Below are 26,124 nucleotides of genomic sequence, written 5' to 3'. Positions count from 1 at the left end.
CTCAGAATACGACGACCCCGCGGGCGTTGTGGCCGTCTTCCATCTTCTCAACGGCGCCGTTGATTTCCTCGAGATCGAATCGGTGGGTGATTAGCTTCTCAATCTCCAGTTGGCCCTGGCGGTACATCTCAACCAGCATCGGAATGTCCGTTGTCGGCCGCGATGTGCCGTACACGCAGCCCATGAGGGTCTTCTCCGTCATGCAGAATTCGAGGCCGGGAAGTTCGGTGATCGCTCCAGCGGCTTGGACGCCGATGGCCACCACAGTGCCGTCTTGGCGCAAGCAGTCCCAGGCCAGGCTCACCAACGCAGGTATGCCGACCACTTCGAAGGCATAGTCGGCACCTTCGCCGCCGGTGAGTTCGAAGATCTGCTCCACGGTGGCTTCAGCACTCTCGTTCTTGACCAGATTGGTGGCCCCAAAGCCCTGAGCCATAGACAACTTGTCGTCGTGAAGGTCAACGCCGATGATGGTGCTGGCCCCAGCGAGCGCGGCAGCTTGAATCACGTTGAGCCCCACGCCGCCGCAACCGATCACCACCACGGAGGAGCCCGGTTGGACTTTGGCCCGATTGAATACCGCCGATGTGCCGGTGAGAACGCCGCAACCGGTCATGGCGGCAATCTCCAGCGGCACGTCGTCGGGAATCGGAATAGCCCGCCGCTCGTTGCAGACAAGCTCCTCTGCAAGGGTGCCGATGGCTGAGAACTGATAAAGTCCCCGGCCATTCGAGTCAGCCATGCGGGGGGCGCCATCAGCGGCGTCGGTGCCGGGAAACGTCAACTCCAGATTCGCGGTACACAGGTTGGGCCGGCCCTTCAGGCAATTCCGGCACACGCCGCAGTGGATAAGAGCCGACAGCACTACGTGGTCACCCACCTGGCAGGTGGTTACCTCACTGCCGACTTCCTCAACCACGCCTGCGCCCTCATGGCCGAGGATCATGGGAAGCGGAAACGGCAAATCCCCGGTCTGCACCGCGACATCGGAGTGGCACAGCCCACTGGCCCCGACCCTGACCCGCACATCGTGGGGGCCGACGGATCCAGAGGTGAATTCGACGACATCGATTGGCTCTTTGGCCTCGTAGACGACGGCAGCTTTCATCAGGCAACCACTCCTTTGACCTTCAAATCGATGACCTCTTCCCAGTCCATGCCCAGGTTCTCGGTGAGTATCTCATCGCCGTGCTCATTGAAGCCCGGTGCCCGTCCCGGCGCCGCGGGCTCGCCGTTGAACTGGACGGGCACTGCCACCAGTTTGAACGGAATCCCGTCTTGGGTCTCCGCATCCTGGACGTAGCCGTTGGCTTTGACTTGGGGATCGTCAATGATCTCCAGGGTGTCGAGCGCCGGGGTCCATTGGCCGGAGAAGTCGGTGAACAGCTCTCGAAGTTCCTCGAGGGTCCGGCTGGAGACCACTTCGTTAACAATCTCCCGCGCGGGCCCAGCATTCTCCGTAAGCGTCTCATAGGAGGTGAAACGCTCATCCTCAATCAGCTCCGGGCGTCCGATGACTCGACAGAACTCCTGCCAATACGGCAGGGGCTGAAGGCAGGTGATGTTGATGGTGTACCCATCAGCGGTGACGTAGTTGCCTAGCAACGGCTGCCGGGCCCCACTCAAATCGATCGGCCGCCACGGTGTGTTGCTGACGTGAGACATGGCCACACCGGCTCCCATGGCCCACAGGCCGGTCCCGAGCAGGGAGACTTCCAGGGATAGGGCCTCGCCGGTGCGCTCTCGGTGGAACAACGCGGTGGCAATTCCTCCCGCGATGGTCATTGCCCCAATGGAGTCGCCGAAGGCCGGCCCGGGTTGCGAGGGCATTCGCTCGTCGTCGGTGTACCAGGTGGCCATCGCTGCCCCTGATCGCACCCAGAACGAGGTCATGTCATAACCACCCCTATCGCCTTCTGGCCCCTTGGGCCCCCACGCGGTGCCTGCGGCGTACACGATGTCCTTGTTGTGCTGCCGCACCTCCTCTTCGGTGATGTGGAGACGCTTACGCACATTGGGCGGCTTGTTGATGAGGAAGACATCGGAGATGGAAATCAATCGGTGCAGCACCGACAATCCCTCCTCGGTTTGGAGGTCGAGGCCGAGGCTGCGCTTGCCTCGATTGGCGTGCCCCAGAATGGCGTGGACTTTGCCGGTGAGATCGAGGGCGCCGCTCGATCCCAAGCCGCGAGCGGCGTCGCCCCGCTGGGCGTGCTCGATTTTGATGACGTCGGCCCCCCAGTCGGCCAGCACCGCGGAGGCGGCAGGCACAAAGGTGTGGTCGCAGACATCCAGGATGCGGATGCCCTCCATTGGTTGAACCATGGTCAGCCCCTCTTCCGGTCCTCTTTGGCGGGCACGCTAGCAATACGATCTTGGTGTGAGCGAGATTGAATCTGCCTGGGGCCGGTACCCCGGCTATGCCATCGATCTGGTTCCGTGGTCGGGTCGGGGTCGGGCGACGTTCAACGGCGCCATCGTGGCCGAGAGCGACTCATGCTTGATCGTCAAGGAGTCAGATCACCAAGACCAGCTCTACTTCCCCGTGGGCGATGTGGTCTGGGAGCACTTCACTGAGACCGAGCTGCACACCGTCTGCCCGTTCAAAGGCGAGGCCGACTACTGGTCGCTTGCCGTTGGCGACCAAACCGAGGAGAACGTGGTTTGGGCCTACCGCGGACCATTTCCCGAAGTAGCCGGCCTTGAGGGCCACGTGGCCTTCTATACCGATCGGGTCCAAGTGGCGCTCCTTGAAGAAGTGGCCGAGGACAACGGCGATGTGGTGGCTTATCCCTTCCCTGTTTGGGGCACCGCCGCCGACCTGGCTCGATTGATAGACGTGGTACCCGACGGCGAAGGACGTTTCACCAGCCCGTCATTCCCCGACCCGCCCCTCGGTACCTTCGTGGACATTCCCAATCGGTTCCGACCCCGGCAGGTGATCGAGGGCGGCCATCTCCTGGGCCAGGCCATAGTGGCGGCATCCAAGACTGTGCCCGACCAGCGAGTTGTGTCGGCGTCGATGGTCTTCACCAAAGCGGCCCGGTTCGACTCTCCTTTGGCCGTCGAAGTTGATGTCCTGCGCCAGGGCCGGACCTATTCCACGGTGGAAACCCGGATCGTCCAGCACGACAAGCTGTGCGCCGTGGGATTGGTTCTGCTCGACAGCGGAGCTGAGGACGTTTACCGGGTGACCGCCGAGATGCCGGAGGTACCCGATCCGCTTGAGTGCCCCCTGAGAGACTTCGGTGTGATCGGGCGCGACATCCGGGTGGTGGACGGCGCCTACAACTTCGACCCTGACGATGTGGGTCCCCCCGAGCTATTCGTGTGGATGCGATATCGCGACCGGCCGGAGGCTCCGGCAATGCAGGCTGCCCTGCTGGCCCAGGCCACCACCCACTACACCATCGGTGCGTCGATGCGGCCCTTCCAGGGCGTCACCGAGGCGCTGGCCCACAAGACCCTGTCAACCGGACCCATGACCGTCGACATCGCCTTTCATGAAGAAGCCGATGCGGCCGACTGGCACCTCTACGAGAATCCGGCCATCTACGCCGGACGCGGCCACGTGCAAGGCCAAGGACGCATCTTCGCCCAGGACGGCCGACTGGTGGCTTCTTACTCGCTTCACGCCATGGTGCGATCCTTTGACGCCGACCCCAAGCAGATGGGCGGCTTCACCTCAGCCATGTGACCGAGGGCGGGGCATCCCTGCCTTCAGACCTGTGCGATCTCACCGATTTACTGGGTGACGAGATCTGGCTCGACAATTTCGACCAATAGCTCCATCGACCGGATCCATGCGTCGGCGTCAATTCTCCACGGCGCCGACACCACATGCTCCACACCGGCCTCGGCGTAGCGGTCCCGCTCCTCGCGGATTTGGGAGGCATCCATGCCCTGGGGATCCCAACCGGTGCGGTATGAGAAGGTGAAATCGGCGTCGGGGCGACTCTCGGCCAACTGCGCCCGAATGCCGGTCACGATCTCTCCCATCTCCTCGGGAGGCTTGCTCAGCCCCTGAAATCCGTCGCCCACCGCGGCGGCCCGGTCATAGGCCGGCTGGCTGCTGCCACCGACCCAAATCGGGATTGCATGGGCCGGTTGGGGCAGCACCTTGATGTCTTCAAACTGATAGTGGTTCCCCTGGTAGGAGGCCGGGGACTCAGTCCACACCAAGCGCATGATCTCCAGCGCCTCGTCCATGCGCGCCCCCCGAGTGTGAAAATCCTGTCCGAGTGCTGAGAACTCAGCAGCCGACCATCCCACTCCAGCTCCAACGGTCAGGCGACCGCCACTTAGCTGGTCGAGGCTGGCCAGACTGTTGGCTAGGTGAAGCGGGTGGTACTGGGGCACCACCATCACGCTGGTGCCCAGCCCGATGTGCTGAGTTGCCGACGCTGCCCAGCTCAGGGTGAGCAGCGGATCGAACAGGTACGACGCCGGATACCCCTGGTCAGCCGGATAGACGATGTGGTCGCTCACCCACACATCGGCCAGCCCGATCTCTTCGGCTCGCACTGCTACCTGTTGGATCGCCTCTGATGAACCCGCTCGACCGTACTGAGGCAGATGAATCCCAAGCCGCATTACTGGCCTCCTTCACCCCACGCCGCTCGGGGCAGCTGCTTCTCCTTGTCGATGAAGGGCAGCAAGTCCACCGTCGATTCGTGCAGATCCCCCTCTTGATCTTGAAGAAGAACTGTCTTTCCTAGCCAGTCGTCGTCAGCCAGCGGCCGGTCGAAGCGGACGTAACCCACACCTGCCTCCAACGTGGGTGACCAGGTGCCGACGGTTATGTGCCCCACCGGGCGGTTTTCGAAGTAGATGCCCATGAATGCTTCTGGCACTGCGGTTGGGCATATCAGGCCGAACAGGAGTTGGCTGCGATCGGCGGATTCCAGTGCGGTCCGGCCGATGAATTCCCTCTTGTCGAAGTTGACAAAATGGCCGAGGCCGGCACTGAACGGGGTCAGATCCGGTTCGATGTCGCTGCCGTTGTCCAAGATCCCCGCCTCGATGCGTCGGATGCCCATTGAAGTGGACGTGCTGAACTCCATGCCGAACGGCTCGCCGCTGATGAACAGGTGATCCCACAGCGCATCGTGATCTGTCGGTTCCGGGCCGCTGTTGGTGTAGACCTCGATACCCACTTCTCCGGTCCAACCGGTGCGAGACACCCACAAGGTTTGGCCGCCCAAGTCGAAGAACCCGGCGCGGAAATATCGGAAGTCAGCCGACAAGCCTCCGCCCATGGCGGCGTTGAGCACATCGAGCGACTTCGGTCCCTGGATCTGGAGCACTTGCGACCGCGGATCGCTGACTTCGGCATCCAGGCCGAAGGCATTGGCTCGGAGCCAGGTGGTGAACTCGCCATTGGCCTTCACGTACCAGAAGCGCTCCGGCCCCAGTCGCATTATCACGCCGTCCATCACCATGGTTCCGTCGTCGTTGCAGGCCAGTGCGTAACGGCATCGGCCTATCCCGAGCGACTCCACACTGCACACGAGCACCTTCTCCAGCAGCCGTCCGGCGTCAGGTCCAACGATCTCCAGCGGCATCTCCGGCACGTCGTACAACAGGACGCCATTGCGCAGTTTCCAATAGCTGGGAAGCGGATCCTCGTCCGCAGAATGCTTCAGGGGATACAGGCGACCGCAGTACAAGGCGAAAATCGTCTGATCAGTCACATACCGGTGGGCGCACGGCGACTCGTTCAGCCGATATGGGGACAGCTTGATCGAACCCAGCGAGTCGACGTAGTAGCTCTTCTCCCCTGCCATCAAGGCCCTCAATTTAGTGGGCACTCATCACCTCTGACCTGCCTAGTAATAGATCAGGCCGCGACCCGAGCCCGTCCATAGATCCACCCAGCAAGATCGGAGATCTCCGCAGCAACCGCACTGGATGGACCGGACAAGTCGATGGCCAAGGTGTGAAGTCGTTTGCCTGCATGCCGAACAGTCACTACCCCTTCAGGTCGCCCGCCATCAGCGAGGCAGTAGATCAAGAGACCCTCTGGGAGGTCCAGCGCTGTGGTGTAGGCAAGCAGCTGGTAGCAGTCCGAAGTTCGGGCTTGAGCGTCGCCCGTCAGCTTGTACTTGATGTCAGCGACAAGAACTTCTACGCCTTGCCTCCGGAACACAAGATCAGGACGGATCGGCACCTGACGTCGCTCGGCTAGATGAGTTCCGAACTGACTCAGCACTTCGAGTCGACCGCGAAGCTCTCGCCGAAGCCGCTGGGGGATGAAGTCTTCGAAGAGTTGGTTCATGTCCACCAGGAACGACGAAGCGGCGTTGTGCCCGAGCCGGTCGGCCAGAGTCAGATTCGCGAGCAGCAGTCGGGCGAGGCGCAGCGCAGGCTGATAGTGAACGTTCAAACGGGTGAACGCAATTCGGTCGAGTTCGTCAGGTTGAACGTGGACGTCGGCCACATCCTCCAGTGACACGACCTCCCGGAGCAACCTTTGACGATCCTCTGGAGCCACACCGGGAACCCTCAGTGCCAATCGGGTTGCGGCCTTCAGATAGCGGTTCTCGGCGATGTCGGAGGTGTGCTCGTCGAATCGGCACGCCACCGGCACCCGGATTCCTGCTTGGCGGAACTGCCCGGCCATGTCGATACGCCCCCGCAGCGACACCAGCCGCTCCTCGGTATGGCGGTACGAGCGAAGGAGTCCTCGGGCCAGGGTGGTCTCCAAGGTGCGTGCATAGAAGGCAATCACCGAAGGCAATAGGTTGGCGCTTATCGCGTAGTCGAAGGCCTCCTGCCGCCAAGCATTTGGGTCCAAGCCCACTTCCAGCAGCAGAAACAGGTTCTCAGGGCGGATCTTCGGGCGGATCAGCACCCGGAGATCATCGACCACCAGGGTGCCTACCATGTTCTGGGCGGTGATTGAGTAGTAACCGTGGTGAGCCTCCGGCTCTACGGTGATCGCGCCCTTTCCCACGGAGGCAAGGCGACGTGATTGGGATTCAGAGATCCGATGCGATTTCCGCTCGTACTCGTAGAGCGTGATCGTGTTGATCACTCCGCCTCGCCGTGTTGGTTTTCTTGCGATTCGTCGTCCTCGTCGGACGGCTCGGTGGTTGCGGGCTGTTCTTGGACCGCCTCCAGTTCGTCTTGACCCGAATAGCTGCGGTACCGCCGATAGACATTGTCAAACCTGAACCGCTCGATCTCCGCAGGATCGCCGAAGAACTGGTCTTCGATGAACGGTTCGATGTTGTACTCCCAAATTCGCCGCACAGCCTCGGCGTCTAAGCCCGCCTTCATGAAGTGGCTTGGCCCGACAAGCAAGTCGTCCCCACCTAATGCATCTTTGAGTTCGTCGTTGACTTGTGCCACAAGCTCGCCCAGCACCTTGGGAAGATTGGCCCGGTTGACCTCATCGATGATCATCACATGCTGGCGACCAGGGAAGTTCTCGGCTCGTTCAGCCATGAGCGCGAGGGGACCCGGGGTGAGCTGATAAGTCATGTCGCCGTCTACGGCTTCGGGCCGGTATCCCTCAAAGAAGTCCTCGTAGGAACTAGAAGGATGGAACTGAACCAGCGCCCGCTGCCCCGGATCAGGGGCCAATACCCTGGCAAGCTCCCGAGCCAGGTAAGTCTTCCCTGTCCCCGGCGGCCCGTAGAAGATCACCTGCCCCTTGTCCTCCAGCAGGGCTACCACATCGTCCAAGAACTCCCGTTGAATCAACAGCTCCGCAGCCAGATCCTCTATCGGTTCGGTGTCGTCGCCACCGGTGGGTGGTTCTTTCTGCGTGCCCTTAGCGAGGGCCAACAGCTCATCGAACAGCGGCTTCAGTTGCGTAGCCGTCTCGACAACCGTCTCTGCCAAGTCGACATCTGTGAACTCTTCCCGTTGGAACCACCGACCGTAGACGAATTCTGCCCAGTTGGTCCCTCGGAGTCCGACATCCTCGCCGATTTGGGAACTAGATCCGCCGAGAACTTGACAGCTGTCGTATTCGGCTGTTTTGAGGACCGGCGCAACTTCGTCCCTCCAGCCTTGAGGGTTTACTCCAGGGCGCAGGGCAACGGCTGCGCCCTGGTCGTTTACCCAGACCCGCATACTGAGCCCATTCTCAGCGGCCTCGTTGATGCGCCAATCCACCCAGAGGTCGGGCCTGGCACTAATGGCCTTTGGCAAGTTCACCCTGATTGAGTGGCCGAGCGCATCTTCGACGTCTTCGGCAAGCTGTTTGCCCCAATAGTTGGCGATACCTACGAGGGCGCGGGCGTTGATCTCTAGGTCACCTTCTGGGGAAGCCTCAGCGTCGAGCCCGAAAGCAGCGCGATCCGCCAGTACTTCGTCAAGGAATACAGGTCGCTGGTTCTGCCACCATGCGGCGGTTGTCTCAAACTCCACATGATGCTCCCGAACCCTCTGGAGAAACGCCCGATATTTCTTGGGAGGATCATCTGGGAGGCTTTCACCCGTAGAGAACTCAATGAAGCGGACAGCACTTGCCCACATCACCGGCCAGCTTTCCCAGTCGGCAAGTGCCCAGAAGTACGACAAGAGGAAGGGCACACTTCCAGGGGCTGGGTATGCTCCAACCTTGATGGACTTCACATAGTCCACCATTGACGTGAGCTTCTCGACAGCTTCCTGATCGGAAGCTGGAACCGTGAGCGATTCGGCCAGCAGATGAGCGAATCGTTGGGGTTCGTCGGTTCGATCGTATAGCCGGTTCAGCAACAACTGTCCGGCGAAGCCATTGAAGTCCAGTGTCCCCGGTGCTACGGCTCACTTCCGAATGTCCTTGATAAACCGGTCAAGGCCACCGGGTCGTCGAAGATCAGCCAGCAGGCCGAGAGCTTCGTCCGCACTTGCCTTGAACCCGTCCGTGGCGTACTTGGCCGCTCTGTAGTGTTCTTCATCCGCAACGAATCTCGCGACATGCGCCTCGTACCACAACTGTCGGAACTCAATCTCCGCTGGCGAGGTATACCCAGGGTCAGGGCCACCATCGCCGGAATTGCTCGACTCGATACGCAGGTACTCCCTTAACTTTTTGCCATCGTCGTCTTGCCACTTGTCAAGCCAGGTCCTGTGCCTACCTATCAGCACTCCTCCTGCTGCACTTGGCGAATTGAATTCCCAGTCACGTGTCAACACCACACGGTCACCATCGACTAGAAGAGTGCCGTTGTCGAGCAGTTCCTCGCGGAGCTGCCGGCGATAGCTGTTGGCATACTTGTCGAACGACGCCACCGTCTCGGCAGGCCCAACTGCACCGGCATGAACCAGAAATTGTCCGTCGGGAAGCAATACGCCGGTACCGCTACAGCCAGGAAGCTCAAGACGGAAGATCGGGCCGCCTCCCGACGAGTCTGGTTTGGTTTCTACATGATCAGCCACGCCGAGCACTTTACTTGTGAGATGTGACGGCTTGATCAACAAGGTTGCTCTAGAAAGATGTTGTCATAGGGGTCGATAAGATATTGGCATGGAGTTTGGGACTCTGACCAGGGTGAACACCGCCGCCGACATCGGTTCTTCGGTGTTGACGGCAGTGGATGTTCGGGGGTTGGATGCCGCTGGGCTGGACTCTCGGTTGCGGGATTTGGGGCGGGTGCAGAGCCGGGTTTCGGGGTTGATTGCGGAAGTGGTGGCGGAGAAGAAGCGGCGGTCGCGGGTGGGTGACACGGTGGATGGGCTATTGGAGGGATTGCGGGTGTCCAAAGGACAGGCCCGCAAGACGATGGACGAAGCTGCACAACTGGAGAAGCTGGGGGCGACCCGGGATGCCTTGGTGGATAGCCGGATCACTCCTGAGCACGCTCGGATAATGGGTAGGGCGTCGGAGAACGGGCCGATGGACGAGCAGAAGATGCTGGAGGCGGCTGAAACGGAGACGCCGGACCAGTTCCGAAAGACGATGCGGGACCATCAGAACGAGTTGGCCGGCGACGACGGGGAAGCCCGCCACGAGCGCCAGAAGCAAGCTCGAACGGCCAGCTTCACCGAACAAGACGATGGCATGTGGCGGCTCTACGCCCTGTTCGATCCCACTGCGGCGGCCCGAATTCGCAAGTCGCTCAACGCCAAGACTGACGCCAACTGGCGCTTCGACAACAAGCGAGGCCGAGATCACATTTCAGACCGGCACCGCCGGGCAGACGCCTTGGAGCAGCTCATCACACGACAGAGCTCCGAGGGCGGCAAAGAGCAGCCCCAGGGCACCACGTTGCTACTGATGGCTGACTACGACCTCGTCGACAACAAGCTGGGCAACCCCCGTCTGGCTGACGGCACTCCCCTACCGGGATCTGAGTTCCACAAGCTGGCCTGTGACGCCGACATCTTCTGCGGTCTATTTCGACAAGCCGACACCGAGCCCATCTGGCTGGGCACCGTTAGCCGCCACCCCAACTTCGCGCTCAGGGCAGCCCTCGAAGCCCGAGATGGGGGCTGCATCGGCTGCCGGGTGGAACCCGAATGGTGTATCTCGCACCACATCATCGAATGGCAACACGGCGGACCCACCCAACCCGAAAATTTGGTGCTGTTGTGTCACTCCTGCCACGACAAGGTTCATCACAACAACTGGGCTGTGGAGAAGCACCCAGACTCTGGTCGCCGCTACCTACGGCCACCCTGGCAGAAGCCACCGCCGAGGGGCGGACCTAGGATTGGCCAACAGAATGAATGACCGCATTGCTCAACGCAGCGACTGGAGCAACGAGCCAATCAAGATGCCCCAGGTCATTCCCCCTCCTGCTCGGATTTGGACCGAAGAGGAGATGGAGCGCATCCGGCAGGGTTATGTCCCCCAGATCATGGATGAGAAATGGTTCATCTTCGTGGAAGACGACCGACTCTATGCCCATCGCAGCTGGACGGGGTTCGGGATCTATGAGGCAACGTTTGCTCCGGTTGAGGGCGGTTATGTCATCGAAAGCGCCGCCATAACCGGTGACGAATCCATCTACAGGCGCTCTTCAGATCAGAACGAAAGTCAGATTCTTGAAATGCTCGTCGTCGGGCACCTCATGGGTGGTTCCATTTCAACTGAGGGCCTATCGCGACAAGACCCAGTGATGAACTGGGAACTCACCGTGCCATCAATCCCGAAGCAAGCGTTTCTCCCAAGGATCATCAAGAAGGCAGGTCCACGTCTTGAGCTGGTGCTGGGCGATATCACAGATGAGGACGTGGATGCCATTGTGAATGCGGCCAATCACACGCTGCTGGGGGGTGGCGGGGTGGACGGTGCCATTCATCGGGCGGCGGGGCCGGAGCTGGTCGAGTGCTGCCGCACGTTGGGTGGATGTGAGACCGGGGAGGCCAAGATCACGCCGGGTTTTAACCTCACGGCCAGTTGGGTGATCCATACCGTGGGGCCGGTCTGGCACGGCGGCGACCACGGGGAACCAGAACTGCTGGCCTCTTGCTATCGGGAATCGCTGGCCCGAGCCGACGAGGTTGAAGCCGAGACGGTTGCCTTTCCGGCTATCTCCACCGGGGTCTTCGGATATCCGATTGAGGCTGCGGCCGCCATCGCTATCGAGACCGTCCGTTCTACCCCCACCTCCGTGTCGGAAATCCGGTTCTTTGCCTTCAACCAAGAAACCGTTGATGCCTACCAGGGCATTCTTGATCGCAGCAACGGCACTGATCTCTGAGTCGGCTCCACCTACTTCTTGCGCTGGCTGTAATCGCCGAAGGGGCCGTCGCGCTGAGCTACCGCAGCAGGCACGCCCTCGGTCATGGCCTTCTCGATGAATGCGAGGGCTTCGGGGGTGTTGCGCATCGCCCCATCGAGGAGCGAACCGATGATCTGCGAGTTCCTCAGACCCATCGCCTCGTACGCCTGATTGACGACCATTTTCATGGCCGCCAACTGCGTTGACGGGATGCTCGAAAGCTGCTCGGCCAACTCCGCCACGGTCTCATCGAGTTGATCGGCCGGGACAGCCTGGTTGATGAGCTCTACCTCGGCTGCTTCGGCCCCCGAAAGCGGCTTGCCGGTCAGGGCGTACTCCTTTGCTTTGGCCAGACCAAGCCGATACACCCACATCGCGGTCAGATAGCAGCCCCACATCCGGGAATACGGGGTGCCGATCTGGGCATCCTCCGCCGCAATCACGAGGTCGGACGAAAGGGCCATGTCTGAGCCGCCTCCCACACACCATCCATGAACCTGGGCAATGGTCGGCTTCGGGCTCGACCAGAGGCCCATGAAGTTGGGCACCGGCGCATCCCAGCGATTGGTGACACCGATGGCATCGCGCCCTGGGTCCCAATCCCGGCCCTCGCTCCGCACGGCGGCCATATCGCCGTCGGCACCGAAGTCGAACCCGGCGCAAAACGCCCGCCCCGCGCCCCGCAACACGATCACCTTGATCTCCGGATCACGGTTTGCCTCCGCAATGAAGTGGTCGAGTTCCGTCCACATGGGCCGGACGATGGCATTCAGATACTCAGGACGATTCAGAGTTATGGTCGCAATAGATCCAGAAGTGCCGTACAAGACGTAGTTGTCGCTCATGGGGCCCCAATCTAACGGTGCCGCTGCGTGTGCCGATCAGACACAGGATGTCTTCGGCGGAACACGCGGACACCAGCTCTCAGCCAACGGCGTTCAGTTTCCCTGCGGCTCGAGGTCAGGGCAGGTGGCGATCCCACTCGTAAGGGACGACCGCGCGGAAAGGCGCGGCCAGCAAGGGTTTCGCTGAGCCGTCAGCCCATCGCTCCTTCAAGACCGGCTCTATTCGCTCAGCGACGTCGATTGGATCTTCGTCGGTGAAGCACAAACTGACTTGCTTCACCCCCTCAGTAGCTGATGTAAGAGAGCCGAACCAGGGGCGAGCCTCGATCTTCTCTGAATCAGTGGTCGCCCACCACACCCCGGCAACGCCATCAATCTCGACAAGACGATCGGGTGCGGCGACCCCAAGTTCGAGCAGCAGATACAGCCCATGTGCGGGACGCCATGGGAGGACATCGGCACCAGCCACCGCTCTTGGTGCTGCCGCCTTACCACGCAACAGGTACAGATCACCTTCCACCGCGGGCAGTCGGTGCTGCATCCGGCCTGCTTTGAAGAGCTCCTCTCCCAGTCCATAGAACGCGTCCATAGGGGCTTGGTCGGCAAACAGATATGCCATGACGTGATCGGTGGCCTCGTATCGAGGGTCGACCGCAGCTCGGGCCGAGCGGCACTCCGATGTGGACACGAACCGCAGCGAACCGCGGAGTCCGGGCAGCCGATGCTGTTCGGCCCGATGGTCGAGGGTATGCCACTCCAAATATTCCGCATCGCGTCCGTCGGGGTCGCGCGCCGACAGCGACACAAAGACGGCCGTCACATCGCCGTCTCCAAAGGCCAGGATGCCGGGCAACTGGTCCGACGGTGTCCCTCGAAGCTCAGCAGCCAAACAGCCCTCGGGATCCACACTCATCCCTCAAGGTCCCAAGAGATCTTCATCCATACACTCAGCGTCTCGCCCGGTTCCAAGACTTCGGGGTCGCGATTGAACGCATCGGGCGCGCGGCTTTGAGGCTCCACGCACACCAGGTCAGGGCGCTCGTCGTACATCACCCACGAATTCATACTGGATTCCAGCCAGATTGACCCAAAGCCCGGCCAGCGCACCATAGGAGGGTCGGCAACGTCGCCGAAGCAGTCGTCCCACGGACCCGGTGAAACTGGCCGTCGCGGACACGCCCCGCCCACGGCACCATGGGATAGCACCCCCACGTGAGCCAATCACTGCCTTGGCGCTATTCAGCCAGACGACTCGGCCGCGCCAATTCTCTCATTCGCCGAAGGACGTCCACCCCCAGTTGGTCCCACATATGAAGCAGATCGACTAGCACCCAGTTCTCCCGAATCGATCGCTGGCCGGTGGCCGGATCGGTCTCCAGCCGCCAAAAGTCGAGGCTGCGCATGGTGATCTCCCGACCTGAGGGAGCAATGCCCAGCCAACCGTCACCGGTAACGGTCATCGCCATGCCCGGCCACGCAGTGACCCCGACATAGTCGTTGTCGCCAAGAAAGTGGCTCACACTGCTGAAATCGACGCGGCGATCGGGCATCGCGGCAAGGAAGGGAATCTGGTGCCAGTTGCGGAAACCGTCCACTCCTCGTCCTGTCCCGATACCGGCGGGGCCGTACCAGCTGAATTTCGGGTGCCACCAGTGGTCAAGGCGCATCACCTGGTCGGGTTCTGTGGGGTGGCGGCCCATGTCGGTCAGCATGCCCGTCACCCAGTCGACGCTCGCCTGCGAGTCTGCCGCATCCCTCGGACCGCGGTGAACGCCGTCTTGGGTCGCCGGGCCGGGCGCCTGCCACACCCGCCCGAGGCTGGGTCCCATCGGCCACACGCCAGCCTGCATCATCAGCTCGGGTATGTCCCACAGTGCTTGCATCTCCACCACGCGCCCATCAACCAGATGGAAGAACTCGTGGTACCGCATTGCCGCTTGATGTCCGCTAGCAGGAATGTCCAGGAACGGCCTCAACCATGTGCCGGTGTAGTGGCCGCAACAGCCAACCCAGTTGTCGCTTTGGTCGTCGTCGCCAGCCATCACGATGTAGTCACGGCGCTCTATATCGGGCATGGCCGATGCCAATGCGTTGAGCGCCTGATCCCACAATCCTTCGGGGCCGTCGAGGTCTTCAAACGGAAACGCCAAATGGACTCGAGCGTCGGCCACGAAGGTCTTTGACAAAGCGGGCTGTACTCCCCCGTCGACCCAGTGGTACATGGCCTCTCTAAGCGGGGCGAGGGCTGCTCTGTTCTCGTCATGAATACTCATCCGGTGCTCCTTGTCTCCAGACATCAGCTCACCAGAGACGCTCAGACGCCAAGGCCGCTCCCTGGGCCAGCGATTCGAGCTTGGCGTAGGCGATTTCAGGATCGATTCCCTCATAACCGGCGAACGAGGAGAACCCACAGTCTGTGCTGGCCATCACTCGATCGCGGCCCACAATTCCCGCAAACCGCTCAATGCGCTGGGCAATGAGCTCAGGGTGCTCGACAAAGTGGGTCGTGGTGTCGATGACACCGGGCACCAGCACCTTGTCGTCGGGGATGTCGGCCTCGGCGAAGGTAGTCCACTCATGGCCATGTCGCGGATTGGCCGACTCGAATAGCAGCGCCTGGGGTTTGGCCTTGAGCGCTATCGGCAACACTTGGGACATGGGGGCATCGTGAGTGTGGGGCCCCTCATAGTTGCCCCAGCAGACATGGAGCCGCAGCTGGCTGGCGTCGATGTTTCGCACCGCATGGTTCAAGGCCTCGACGTGGATGCTGGCCAGCCGCTCGTACTCCTCGTCGGGTCGGCCCTTGAACATCATGTGCCGGCCTAGACCGAGATCGGGGGAATCCAGTTGCAGCAGGAAGCCGGCGTCGACAATGGCCTCGTATTCGGGCCTCATCGCCTCCGCCAGTGCATAGAGGTAAGCCTCGTGGTCGCCGTAGTACGCATCGGGCTGAAAGAGGGCAATAACGCCCGGAGATGCCGCGTTGATGAAAGCACCTACCGCATCATGCTGGTCCAAGGCGGCTCTGAAGTTGGCAATGTCCGTTTTGCACGGTTCCATGTCCATGACCTCAACGGGGCCGACGCACTGAGGACGCAGGTAAGTCGGCGTACCCCCGGTAGCGGCCTGGCGCTCTAGGAAGGTCGGGAATTCCTCAAGGTCGGCGGGTGCCCGTCGGGGGCTGTCCCCCTCAAAGCCGGAGACGCGGTACTTGATGTACGTGGCGTAGCTGAGCTTGCTCATTTCGCCGTCGCTCACAACATCCACCCCGGCAGCAACCTGCCGGGCAACGACCACCTTTACCGCCTCGGCCACCACCCGGTCGTGTTCCACACGATCGATGGACTCCTCCCTCTCAATCGCAAACACGCCCGAGGTGACTGCCTGCGATCGGGGCAGGCTGCCCACATGGGTGGTGAGAATGCGATCGGCGCTGGCGCTCATGGCTTGTTTGCCTTCAGGATCGAATGGCCAGATGCGTCTTGCGGTCGAAGAAGTGGAGACGCTCGGTGGATACGTTCACCCGCACGCGGTCGCCCACCCGAGCCCGGGTAGCCGCGCTGAACCGGGCCGTACACCGGCTGGATTCCTCATCGCCGAGCTCATCGAGGGCATCGGGGTCTCCGCTGTCCACGCTCGGCGCGGCGATGGCAAAGTGAACCAGGGTCTCAGCGCCCAGGGCTTCCCGAACCGCGATCTCCGTATCAAGTCTTTGGTCGTCGGGATGGTCGGGGACGACCGCGGCGTCCTCAAGGTCTTCGGGGCGGAAGCCAACAACTAGGGGCTGATCCAAGTAGTCCCGTAGAGCAGGCCGCGCCGTTACAACGCGGTCGGGCACTGCGAGGGCCTGGTCACCGAGACGCAGGAGGTAGCCGCCGTCGGCTTCGTTCAGCGTCGTTTCGTAGAGGTTCATCGAGGGAGAGCCGATGAAGGCGGCCACGAACACGTTGTCGGGGTTCTCGTAGAGCGCCTCGGGAGCAGCGGCCTGCTGAAGGATTCCGTCCTTTATGACCGCCACCCGGTCACCCATGGTCATGGCTTCGACTTGGTCGTGGGTGACGTAGAAAGTAGTGACCCCCAGCTCTCGCTGTATGCCGGCGATGTCGGCCCGCATCTGGACCCGCAGCTTGGCGTCGAGGTTCGACAGCGGCTCGTCCATGAGGAACAGCGCGGGACGCCGCACAATGGCTCGACCCATGGCCACCCGCTGGCGCTGCCCGCCCGACAACTGTGCCGGCTTCTTTTCGAGCTGCTCGGTGAGCTCGAGGATTTCAGCAGCCTGGTAGACCTGCTCGTGGCGATCCCTCTTGCCGATCTTGCGGAGCTTGAGGGGAAAGCCGATGTTCTCCGCCACCGTCATCTGCGGATAGAGGGCATAGCTCTGGAACACCATGGCGATATCCCGGTCTTTGGGCTGCACGTCATTGAGCCGGCGCTCTCCTACGTATAAGTCGCCCGAACTGATGTCTTCCAAGCCCGCTATCATCCGCAGTGCCGTCGACTTGCCACATCCCGACGGACCCACCAGAACGAGGAACTCGCCGTCTTCCAGGGTCAAGCTCAGCTCGGTTATGGCCTGAAACCCATTGGGGTAGACCTTGGTGAGCTTGTCCAATGTAACCGTTGACATCTTCACTCCCCTCCACTCTGGTCCGGCGTTTCTGGCCGGACCCACGCGAGTGCTTCTGCGTCTTCGTTGTGAATTTCCTCGATGCCCAGGAGCTGGCGCATGCGAGCGAGGACATCAAGCCCCTGCATATTGAGCCAGTTGGCCAAGTCGATGAACACCCAGTTCTCGGCCAGCTTGTCGCCGTCGCGGCGGTAAACGTCTACCACCCGCATGTCAGCTGGAACACCCGAGCCCGGCAAGCCCATGAATCCGCCATCAGCGGTGACGGTGAGGTTGGGCCAGCCGAAGAAGCACGCGTAATTGCCCTCGGCGAACCGGGCCACATGCCCATTGAAGATCTTGGCCGAGAGGTTGACTCGGAACGGGTGCTGATGCTGCTGCTGATAGCGGTCGATGGTGTAGGCCGCGCCGATACCCTCCGAACCCGACCAGATCATGTCCTCGTGCCAGGATTCGGCCAACACCGACCGGGGCATGATGTTCTCTCCCTGGGTATTCCCCACGTCATTGGCCCATATGAGGTCGTCGATCATCCTGTCAACCAGCGCCATGGTGGTCACGCCCTCGGCGGAGTCCTGGGCGTCATAAAGCAACCCGTCATGAGTGCGAGGGCCGGGATAGATGTGCGATGAGCCGGTCTGGGGCGGAAGCGGATAGTGGCCTGCCTGTCGCATCACGCTGATGACGTCGGTGAAGAACGCTGTCTCTTGGATCAGACCGTCTTCAATCCGGTGGAACTCGGCATAGCGGATGAAGCACATCTTTCGAGTGGGCGGAATATCCAGCCACGGCTGGTCGAACAGCCCCAAAAGGTGCCCCATCTGGCACACCCAGATATCCCCCAGCTGATCTCGGGTGTTGGCCCCGGCAAGAAACACATCGGGGCGGCGCTGTATGGGGGCCAACGACCGGCGCAATGGCACATGGAACTGCTCGGCAACTTCGTCGGCACCGGCCATCTCGTGAAACGGATGCATCCCCCGCCAGCTATAGCCCTCTGCGGTGTGTTTGCTGAGCACCTCGGCAATCTCGCCCTCGCGGGCCGAGTCGAGCGCGTCGTAGTAGTCGAGCACCACCCGCTTGGCTTGCTGGAAGACCTCTGGCATCAACCCTTCACGGCGCCTGCGCCGAGTCCTTTCACGAGATGCTTCTGGAACAAGATGATGACCACCACAATGGGCAGTGTGATCGACACCGACGCCGCGGCCGCCTCGGTGATCGTTCTGGAACTCTCTCCCCCGGTGAGCGACACGATTGCCACTGGCAAGGTCCACTCCGTCGGGGCCAGCACCCGCACAAACAGGTATTCGTTGTAGGCCAAAAGCATGGTGAACAGGCCGGTGGCGATGATGGCGGGCCACATCATGGGGATGATCACTCTTCGGAACGCCTGGAGCCGGGTGGCCCCGTCCATCATGGCCGCCTCCTCGATCTCCTTCGGCACCTCCATGAAGAAGCTGCGGAACATCCAGATGGTGAAGGGCTGGTTGACCGCCACCAACGCCAAGACGATGGCAAGGCGGGTATCGAGGATTTGGAGGGTGTCGATACCGGGAAAGTCAATGAGGGGGAAATCCCATGAACCCACGCCGCTGCTGTTCAGCCAGTCGTCGATTTCCTTGGCCCCGAAGAAATACGGAAGGACGAACGCGGTACGGGGCAACGCCCGGAAGCCCAGGGCCACGATCAGGATGACCGCTCCAGAAATGCCGGTGTACCGAGCAAGCCCGTAGCCGGCCAACAACCCAATGGACAACGAGATCAGCATGGTGAGAACGGTGACCACGATGCTGTTGATCAAGAAGTCGTACTCGTCGTTGACCTCCCAGACCTTCGGGAACCGCCACAAGGCAACGAATATCACTCCAACCGCTGCGGTGAACCACGGCCAACTGTGTCGAACCCGGCGGCCGATCTGACCCAAGATGAGGCAAATCACTGCCACCACCAGGATGTAGACCAAAACGCTCCACATGTTGATGTCGTCTTCGTCCAGCCAAAAGGCCCTATAGGCGTTGGCAGTGGTCTCATAGCCCCACAGCACGGGCTCTTTGGCGGCCACATCGCGGGTGAACTTTATGGAGGTCTGGAACGTCCAAATGAACGGCAGGATGCTCCAGACCACCAGCACCAGCATGGTGGCGTGGAGCCCGATACGGGAGAGGGTGCTGGAACGGCGCACGGGCGATCAGGTCCTCTCCGCTATCTGGTCCTTGTAGCTGCGCCACAAGAACGGGATGAGTACCACAAAGATGCCGATCACGTTGAGAACCGCGATGGCGTTGCCCTTGCCCAGCCTCCCGATATCGAAGGCGGTGGCCACCCGCACGTTGTAGACCGACAAGGTGTGGGCGTCGGTGAACCTGGTCCCGGTCCACACGAACACCTGGTCGTACACCCGGTAGGCGTCCATGATCGAGATCAATCCCACGAACAAGATGAGCACCTTGAGGTGGGGCAAGATCACATGCCACAAGTTCCGCAGGAAATTGGCCCCGTCGATGGCCGCTGCCTCCACCCGCTCCTGGGGAAGTGTTTGGAGACCGGCAAAGAACGTGATCATGGCGAACGGCATGATGTACCAGATCGATTGGATGATGATGAGCCACTTCACGTTCCCGGCGTTGACCGCAAAGGGATCGTCGGTGATCACCTCCCAGAGCCACGAAAGCAGCCCGCCCCGCTCGAACAGGTCCTTGTAGACCAGAGAGCCCACCACCGGGGTCACGATGAACGGGAGGAGCAGAGCCGCCATGTACAGGCTGCGCCCCCGCCCAACTCGGTCGAGCAGCAGGGCGACGCCCAAACCCATCACCATCGTGACCGGCACAACGATGGCTACGAACACCATCGTGAACCGGAACGCGGCCCAGAACTCGGGATCGGTCAGGACATCGGAATAGTTGTCGAATCCGACCCACTCAGGGTTGTTCAGGTCGCGCAGCAGCAGCTTCTGGAAGCCCAACCACACCGTGGTGACCAGTGGAAAAACCATCAAGGCCAGCATCACGACCACGCTGGGTATCGTGAATCCCCAGAAGGTGCGTCTGTTCATCTTCCCCCTGCTCTTGGCCGGCTTGGCGGCAAATCCCCAATCCCCAGGCGGGGCGGGGCCCTAAGGCCACCGCCCCGCCGGAGGGGGATTCTACGCTGTCGGTTCCGACAGCCTCGCTTGGATCAGAGCACGCCCTGTTCTTCGGCTTCGGCCAGATACGCCTCTTCAGCGGCGGCCAGTGCCTCTTCAACCGGGGTGCCGTCGAGAATGCTGACCAGCGCTTCGCCCAGCTTGGCCCGGGCGATGCCGGCCGCGGGGTGGGTGAGGTCGACGCCTCGACCATTCACCAGGCTGGCTTCAGCAGCCGCCGCGTTGCGGGGTCCGTTTGGATTGCTTACGCCGGTCCGGGTCACAAGCCCGAATTCAGCAGCAGCCTCCTGGCTCTCCTGGTCGGTGGCAGCAAGGATGGCCAAGAAGATCTTCTCGACGTTCTCCTCGGGTGTGCCGGCTGGGATCATCCATCCGTCGATGTAAGCAGGTGCGGCCACTGTCCCGGTACCAGGTGTGAGCGCTGCCGCGAATTGGATTTCGCCCACCACTGTCGAAGCCTCGGGATCGTCCATGGCTCCGGCCCGAGAAGCCCAAGTGTGCCCAAGAATGGCTTCGCCGGTCTGGAAGGCAGCCTGCACGTCATCGGTGCTGTAGGAGTTGGAAGCGTTGGGGGCGCAGTCTTCCCACATCCTCTTCAAGATCGAAGCGGCCTCCACACCCTCGGGGGTGTTGAAGTTGGGCGCACCGGTAACTGGGTCGATCGGCTGCTGACCGAGCGATCCAAGAACGCTGTCGAACTCAATCTGCCAGGCCCAGCCAGCCGACAGCATGTACAAGAAGCCGATGTCATAGCCGGCGTCTTGGATGTCGGCACAAGCCTGGAATGCCTCGTCGAACGTGGTCGGAACGTCGATGCCGAGTTCAGCAAGGGCCGGTTCGTTATAAAAGACGTGCATGGTGTTGGACACCATGGGCACCGAGTAGATGTTGCCATCCAGCGTGGCCATCTCCCAGAAGGCGCTGTCGATCTGATCGAGGTTGAACTCGTCGCGGTACTTGTCGATCAAGTCGTTCAAAGGCATCACAAAGCCTTGGTTGGCCAGTTCGCTAATGAAGGCGTTCGACCCCTGGTATAGCTCGAAACTGGGCGAACCGGAGGCCGCGTCCTGCGTCATAGCACTGCGGGCTTCTTGCGAATCGAGGAACTGATAGTTGAACGAGTAGTTGCCCTCCTCGCAGTCGTCCAGCTCTTCGGCGTACTGAGTAGTGATCGGGAACTCCCAGCCCATGATGTCGATCTCGAAATTGCTCTCGGGATTCGGGATGGCGCATTCGTCGGAGATCAGCATGACTTCCGGCGCGTCGTCCATAGGCTCCTCAGCGTCGTCCATGGGCCCGTCGTCCATGGGCCCGTCGTCCATAGGCTCCTCAGCGTCGTCCATGGGCCCGTCGTCCATAGGCTCCTCAGCGTCGTCCATGGGTCCGTCGTCCATAGGCTCCTCAGATGGGGCCTCAGTTGCAGCCGGAGTCGCTGGCTCGTCCGCGTCGTCATCGTCGTTGCCACAGGCCGCGACAATCAAGGCGAAGGCAAGGAAGACGGCGAAGGCTCGCCACCACCTGTGTTGTTGTGTGCTCATGGGGATTACCCCTCCTTGGTTGTTGGTTTTCTACGTAGGTAGATCGTGAGTCGGCTCATTGCGGCGGCCTTCCGAGAAGCGCCAGCGGAGCCAAGTAGCCAGCGGCGTCGTGACCCCAGCCGAGCGCCTCGGCAGCGGCCACGACCTCTGGATCCCATTGGATGTCAGCTCGCTGGTCGCTGCCGCAGACCAACAGCGCGAATGCATCAGCCGTGCCGATGTTCTTGAGGTTCCTCCAGGCAGAAGCCGGAATCGACACCACCGAGCCTTCGGTCGGGTTGGCGCTGATTGCGTCATTGCCTCGGTTGACGGAAATCTCCCATTGGCCTTCGCCAACCAGCACCACCTGACTGTGATCGAGGCTGTGGACACCGGTACTGGACCCAGGCGCCACCCGAAGCCATTCCACCGAGAAGCCGTGAGGTGTGCTGATCGGCGTTCGATGGCGGCGATCCTCAGTCAGGCCGTAGCCGATAACCGGTGCCAAAGCGGTGGTGTGGTCGCCCAGCACGCTAGACAGCAATGCCTTGTCTGACCACTGGAGGTCCTCCATCCTCACCGTTCGGGCGGCGAGCTCCGCATCGCTGTAGGTGTCCACCCCGGCAAGCAACTCAGCATTCAACGGAAGCACCACGTCTTCAGCGGGCTTTCCATTGGCAGCATCCAGCAACGAATAGTCAGGGCGCAGGTATAGGCCGGTTTGGGCCGCATCGCGAAGAACGTCGGGGGCCCAGATGATGCCTCCGGTGTCGTCGCCGCCTAACACCGTGAATAGCCAGCCGTCGTCGCTCCCGATGTTCTCAAAGCCCCGGAACACCCAATTGGGGGCGGAGAAAATTGTGTTGGGTCCGATCTCCAAGTGCTGCTCGGCGTGTTCGCCGATGTTCACCTTCCAATGGCCCCGGGTACAGATGAGCACCTCGGCGGTGAAATGGAGATGCTGGTTATTGACCACTCCGTGGCCCATGCTCGCCGCGCCTATTTGGTATCCATGGAGTTCGGTGAGATTGACCGTTTGGGCATCGTTCTGGGAAACGCCCGGCCCGATAAACGAGTAGCTGGCCTTGCCCGCTGATTGGGGCAGTCGCACGTCGACAAAGGCCTCTGTGTCGGCCACGAAGTCAGATGGCTGAATCACCCGACGGGCGAAGTCTTCGGCTCGGATGACAATGGGAGCACTCATGTGACCCCCAGGGGTCGGCCCCCGTCAACGCTGATGATTGCACCGGTGGTAAAGGGCAGATCGCGTACAACAGCACTAACTGCTGAAGCCACATCATCGGCGGTGGCCAGGCGGCCCAGCGGTGTGCCACTGCACTGGGCATCGAGGTACTCAGAAGGCACTTGATCGGCATATTCGCCAAGAACCCACCCTGGCGACACCGACACCACTCGAACCGAAGGGGCTAGCGCCCGGGCCAACGACCTGGTCATGCTGTCGAGGGCGGCTTTCGATGCGCAGTAGGCAACGTTGGATCCCTGGCCAGTGATGCCAGACACTGAGGAGATGTTGACGACGACGGCACTGTCGGCCTTGTCCAAGAGCATCCTCAGGGCGCGGATGGCGGCGAACGGACCCCGCCAGTTGGTGGTGAAGATCTCGTCGATAGTGGCGTCGTCAAGGGAGTCGAGATCGTCATGGGGAACAGACCTGGTCACCCCGGCGCAGTTGACCAGAACGTCCAGCGATCCCGGCGACTTCTCCAGCAATTGGGACAATTCGGCAAGGGATTGCGGCTCGTCTACTGCGATCCGCACAGCTCGGTGGCTTTGGCCGGGAAGACCAGCCACCAGCGAATCGGCTTTTTCGGCGGCACGATGGTAGCCAGCGATCACGGCAAACCCATCGGCTGCGAGCCGCCGCGTGATCGCGGAGCCGATCCCCCCGCTGGCTCCAGTAACCACCGCCGTTCGCATGACGCGGTCCGCGGCCTGGTTCATGGCTTCGCTCATGATTCGGCCCTGCCGTACCGTCTGACCCTGATATCAGCCTGAGCCTGGTGCCCGGCGAAGTTTTCAATCGCGCACAGCCGGCTGCAGTATTCCCCGATGAGGACGCTCGATTCCGGGTTCGTGACTCGCTGGTAGGTGACGGTCTTTATGAATTTTCCGACCCACAGCCCACCGGTGTAGCGAGCCGCGCCCTGGGTGGGCAGCGTGTGGTTGGTGCCGATCACCTTGTCGCCATAGGACACATTGGTCATCGGGCCCAGAAACAGGGCGCCATAGTTCGTCATGTTCTCTAAGAAGAAGTCGTCGTCGGAGGTCATGACCTGAACGTGCTCGAACGCCAGATCATTCGCCATGGCCAGCATCTCGGCCTTGTCCTCGCAGACGATGACCCGCCCGTAGTCGGCCCACGCCCGTGAGGCGATGTCAGCCGTTGGCAGGGTTTCGAGCTGGCGATCAACTTCAGCAAGGGTCTCAAGCCCTAGTTCGCGAGATGTGGTGAGCAACACGGCGGGTGAGGTTGGGCCGTGCTCAGCCTGACCCAGAAGATCGATGGCGCAGATCTCGCCGTCCACGGTGTCATCGGCCAACAGCAGCGTTTCGGTAGGACCAGCCGGAAGATCGATCCCGACTCTGCCGTAGAGTTGTCGCTTGGCTTCGGCTACGAAGGCGTTTCCGGGACCGACCAGAACGTCAACGGAATCCACGAACTCCGTGCCCAACGCTAAAGACGCTACTGCCTGGATTCCCCCCAGAAGGTAGATCTCATCAGCACCGGCCAAGTGCATCGCCGCTACCGTCTCCGCGGGCACTCCCCCGTTGATTGGCGGTGTGCAGGCTGCAACCCTCGGCACTCCGGCAACTTTGGCCGTCAGGATACTCATGTGAGCAGATGCCACCATCGGATAGCGTCCGCCCGGCACGTAGGCGCCGACAGAGCCCACCGGGATGCTCTTGTGGCCCAAAACCACGCCAGGCATGGTCTCGACTTCGGTGTCGCCGATTGAGTCGAGCTGGGCCTGGGCAAAGTTCCGGATCTGGGTCTGGGCAAAGCGGATGTCGTCGAGGGTGCCCGGGTCGACGCCGGCAACGACCTCCTCAATCCGCTCGGAGGTCAATTGGAATTGCTCTGGATCCCAGTTGTCGAACTCACGGGACATCTCCCTCACCGCGGCTTCGCCGCGGACTTCAATGTCAGCGATCAGAAGGCGGACTCGCTCAGCCAGTTCTGGATCGGTGCCGTGTGCGGTCTTTGCCGTCGCGTCCTTGAGAGCCTCAGGCATCTGTCTTCCTCGTAGTCTCTCCGTAGCGAATGGTCCCCGGCACCATTACTGAAGCCGGCCGATCGGCGGCAGTGCTAGAACCGAGCAGCACATCGATTGCCTGGGCTACGAGCACATCTGTGGCCTGGACCAGGGTGGTGAGGTCGTAGCCGGCCCAACTTGCTTGCGGGAGGCCGTCAAATCCGGTGAGAAGCAGGTCACGAGGAGCGAATACTCCCGCATTCTCCAGGCCGTCGAGCACCCCGAACGCAACCTCGTCGCTGCCGACCATCACCGCTTCGGGCAAATTGTCTCGTTGGGCCAGTTGGCCAGCGGCCTTATAGCCGGCGTCATAGGTATAGGCACCGGCCTCAATGTAGGGACACGCGATGCCGTGCTCAGCTAGCTCCTGCACAGCCCCTCGGTACCTGATCTGGTCCGTCGATACCGATGAAACTCCACCGATGTACGTCGCGGTCCCGACTCCTGTGTCAACCAAATGGCGAGCCAACTCGGCCATGCCCACTTCATTGTCGACCGAGACCGACGGAACCAAACCCTCAGCAGCCGGCTGGTTGAAGGCCACTGCCGGTAGCGCCGACGACTGCATTCTGCCCAGATGGGACTGACCTATGGTGGCCGATGCCAGGATGACTCCGTCGAGGCGGTACTGGGCTACCGACGAGAGGGCGCCATCGACATCATCTGGTTTCGTAAAGCTGAATAGCAGGAGCTGGTACGACCGTTGAGCCAACTGGCGGGAGAACTCGGCCAGCACGCTTTGCCAGTATTCACCATAAGCCGGAACCACCGCCCCCACAATGTTGGTTCGCTGCGACTTGAGGCTGCGAGCAATGGCGTTCGGCACGTAGCCCAACCGCTCTGCCGCGGCGCGGACCTTCTCCCTGGTCGCGGGCGAGACCTTATCTGGCGAGGAAAAGACACGGGCAACAGTGGCTTGCGACACGCCACTCTCCGCAGCCACATCAACCGACGTCACCCGTCGGTTGGCCTGCTGCCGGTTCCGCACCTCAGCAGAGGATGCCCCCTCTGGCTTGGCCCCCACGGACCGAGACCATATGAATACGTTG

The 26,124-nt window shown here is 61.4% G+C and carries 23 protein-coding genes and 1 pseudogene; 3 read left to right on the top strand and 21 right to left on the bottom strand.

All coding sequences use genetic code 11. The annotated features are described in order from the left end of the window. Position 1 precedes the first annotated feature (1 nt). Positions 2–1,108, bottom strand: coding sequence for a Zn-dependent alcohol dehydrogenase (locus tag OXG30_08855; GenBank protein ID MCY4135006.1), 1,107 nt, complete (start codon positions 1,106–1,108; stop codon positions 2–4). Next, positions 1,108–2,325, bottom strand: coding sequence for a CoA transferase (locus OXG30_08850; GenBank protein ID MCY4135005.1), 1,218 nt, complete (start codon positions 2,323–2,325; stop codon positions 1,108–1,110). The genes OXG30_08855 and OXG30_08850 overlap by 1 nt, the downstream gene beginning before the upstream one ends. Positions 2,326–2,380: 55 nt before the next feature. Between OXG30_08850 and OXG30_08845 the strand changes: the two genes are divergently transcribed. Beyond that, positions 2,381–3,697, top strand: a complete 1,317-nt coding sequence (locus OXG30_08845; protein MCY4135004.1) for a thioesterase family protein — start codon at positions 2,381–2,383, stop codon at positions 3,695–3,697. A gap of 47 nt (positions 3,698–3,744) precedes the next feature. Here the strand turns inward: OXG30_08845 and OXG30_08840 are convergent, their stop codons facing one another. The 5 genes from OXG30_08840 to OXG30_08820 all read right to left on the bottom strand — a co-directional run bounded on the left by OXG30_08840 (position 3,745) and on the right by OXG30_08820 (position 9,375). Beyond that, positions 3,745–4,593, bottom strand: a complete 849-nt coding sequence (locus OXG30_08840) for an LLM class F420-dependent oxidoreductase (GenBank protein MCY4135003.1) — start codon at positions 4,591–4,593, stop codon at positions 3,745–3,747. Then, positions 4,593–5,786: an aminomethyltransferase family protein gene (locus OXG30_08835; GenBank protein MCY4135002.1), complete on the bottom strand. Its 1,194-nt coding sequence runs from the start codon at positions 5,784–5,786 to the stop codon at positions 4,593–4,595. Before OXG30_08835 ends, OXG30_08840 begins: the two co-directional genes overlap by 1 nt. A gap of 53 nt (positions 5,787–5,839) precedes the next feature. Next, on the bottom strand, positions 5,840–6,955 hold the full coding sequence (locus OXG30_08830; protein ID MCY4135001.1) for a hypothetical protein: 1,116 nt from the start codon (positions 6,953–6,955) through the stop codon (positions 5,840–5,842). A gap of 77 nt (positions 6,956–7,032) precedes the next feature. Further along, positions 7,033–8,379, bottom strand: a complete 1,347-nt coding sequence (locus tag OXG30_08825; GenBank protein MCY4135000.1) for an AAA family ATPase — start codon at positions 8,377–8,379, stop codon at positions 7,033–7,035. A gap of 381 nt (positions 8,380–8,760) precedes the next feature. Further along, complete coding sequence (locus tag OXG30_08820; protein MCY4134999.1) at positions 8,761–9,375, bottom strand: DUF4357 domain-containing protein; 615 nt, start codon at positions 9,373–9,375, stop codon at positions 8,761–8,763. A gap of 88 nt (positions 9,376–9,463) precedes the next feature. On the opposite strand from OXG30_08820, the gene OXG30_08815 reads away from it, so the two are divergent. Next, positions 9,464–10,669, top strand: a complete 1,206-nt coding sequence (locus OXG30_08815; GenBank protein MCY4134998.1) for a DUF222 domain-containing protein — start codon at positions 9,464–9,466, stop codon at positions 10,667–10,669. Between the two features lie 445 nt (positions 10,670–11,114). Beyond that, positions 11,115–11,642, top strand: a complete 528-nt coding sequence (locus tag OXG30_08810) for an O-acetyl-ADP-ribose deacetylase (protein MCY4134997.1) — start codon at positions 11,115–11,117, stop codon at positions 11,640–11,642. A gap of 11 nt (positions 11,643–11,653) precedes the next feature. Here the strand turns inward: OXG30_08810 and OXG30_08805 are convergent, their stop codons facing one another. The 14 genes and pseudogenes from OXG30_08805 to OXG30_08740 form a co-directional block, all read right to left on the bottom strand. Further along, a complete protein-coding gene (locus OXG30_08805; GenBank protein MCY4134996.1) occupies positions 11,654–12,508 on the bottom strand; it encodes a crotonase/enoyl-CoA hydratase family protein in 855 nt (284 codons plus the stop codon). A 115-nt stretch (positions 12,509–12,623) separates the two neighbouring features. Then, on the bottom strand, positions 12,624–13,421 hold the full coding sequence (locus OXG30_08800) for a hypothetical protein (protein MCY4134995.1): 798 nt from the start codon (positions 13,419–13,421) through the stop codon (positions 12,624–12,626). Then, complete coding sequence (locus OXG30_08795) at positions 13,418–13,573, bottom strand: hypothetical protein (protein ID MCY4134994.1); 156 nt, start codon at positions 13,571–13,573, stop codon at positions 13,418–13,420. The genes OXG30_08800 and OXG30_08795 overlap by 4 nt, the downstream gene beginning before the upstream one ends. Before the next feature lie 170 nt (positions 13,574–13,743). Next, entirely contained in the window at positions 13,744–14,781 is a 1,038-nt protein-coding gene (locus OXG30_08790) for an ester cyclase (protein ID MCY4134993.1), read from the bottom strand. Positions 14,782–14,809: 28 nt separating this feature from the next. Beyond that, positions 14,810–15,952, bottom strand: a complete 1,143-nt coding sequence (locus OXG30_08785; GenBank protein MCY4134992.1) for a cobalamin-independent methionine synthase II family protein — start codon at positions 15,950–15,952, stop codon at positions 14,810–14,812. 13 nt (positions 15,953–15,965) lie between these two features. Beyond that, positions 15,966–17,138 (bottom strand): sn-glycerol-3-phosphate ABC transporter ATP-binding protein UgpC, encoded by a 1,173-nt coding sequence (ugpC, locus tag OXG30_08780; protein ID MCY4134991.1) that lies wholly within the window; start codon positions 17,136–17,138, stop codon positions 15,966–15,968. Between the two features lie 86 nt (positions 17,139–17,224). Continuing rightward, positions 17,225–18,244 (bottom strand): annotated as a pseudogene (locus OXG30_08775) (nuclear transport factor 2 family protein). Further along, entirely contained in the window at positions 18,244–19,320 is a 1,077-nt protein-coding gene (locus OXG30_08770) for a carbohydrate ABC transporter permease (protein MCY4134990.1), read from the bottom strand. The pseudogene OXG30_08775 and the gene OXG30_08770 overlap by 1 nt, the downstream one beginning before the upstream one ends. 6 nt (positions 19,321–19,326) lie before the next feature. Continuing rightward, complete coding sequence (locus tag OXG30_08765; GenBank protein ID MCY4134989.1) at positions 19,327–20,193, bottom strand: sugar ABC transporter permease; 867 nt, start codon at positions 20,191–20,193, stop codon at positions 19,327–19,329. A 122-nt stretch (positions 20,194–20,315) separates the two neighbouring features. Then, positions 20,316–21,821 (bottom strand): extracellular solute-binding protein, encoded by a 1,506-nt coding sequence (locus OXG30_08760; GenBank protein MCY4134988.1) that lies wholly within the window; start codon positions 21,819–21,821, stop codon positions 20,316–20,318. A gap of 55 nt (positions 21,822–21,876) precedes the next feature. Continuing rightward, on the bottom strand, positions 21,877–23,004 hold the full coding sequence (locus OXG30_08755) for a hypothetical protein (GenBank protein MCY4134987.1): 1,128 nt from the start codon (positions 23,002–23,004) through the stop codon (positions 21,877–21,879). Continuing rightward, positions 23,001–23,774, bottom strand: a complete 774-nt coding sequence (locus OXG30_08750) for an SDR family NAD(P)-dependent oxidoreductase (protein ID MCY4134986.1) — start codon at positions 23,772–23,774, stop codon at positions 23,001–23,003. Before OXG30_08750 ends, OXG30_08755 begins: the two co-directional genes overlap by 4 nt. Continuing rightward, complete coding sequence (hisD, locus tag OXG30_08745) at positions 23,771–25,054, bottom strand: histidinol dehydrogenase (protein ID MCY4134985.1); 1,284 nt, start codon at positions 25,052–25,054, stop codon at positions 23,771–23,773. Before hisD ends, OXG30_08750 begins: the two co-directional genes overlap by 4 nt. Beyond that, positions 25,047–26,099: a LacI family DNA-binding transcriptional regulator gene (locus tag OXG30_08740; GenBank protein MCY4134984.1), complete on the bottom strand. Its 1,053-nt coding sequence runs from the start codon at positions 26,097–26,099 to the stop codon at positions 25,047–25,049. Before OXG30_08740 ends, hisD begins: the two co-directional genes overlap by 8 nt. Positions 26,100–26,124 lie beyond the last annotated feature (25 nt).

It is taken from the genome of bacterium (assembly GCA_026708015.1).
In the GTDB taxonomy this organism is placed as follows: domain Bacteria; phylum Actinomycetota; class Acidimicrobiia; order Acidimicrobiales; family Bin134; genus Poriferisocius.
This window is presented reverse-complemented; position numbering and strand designations above follow the sequence as displayed.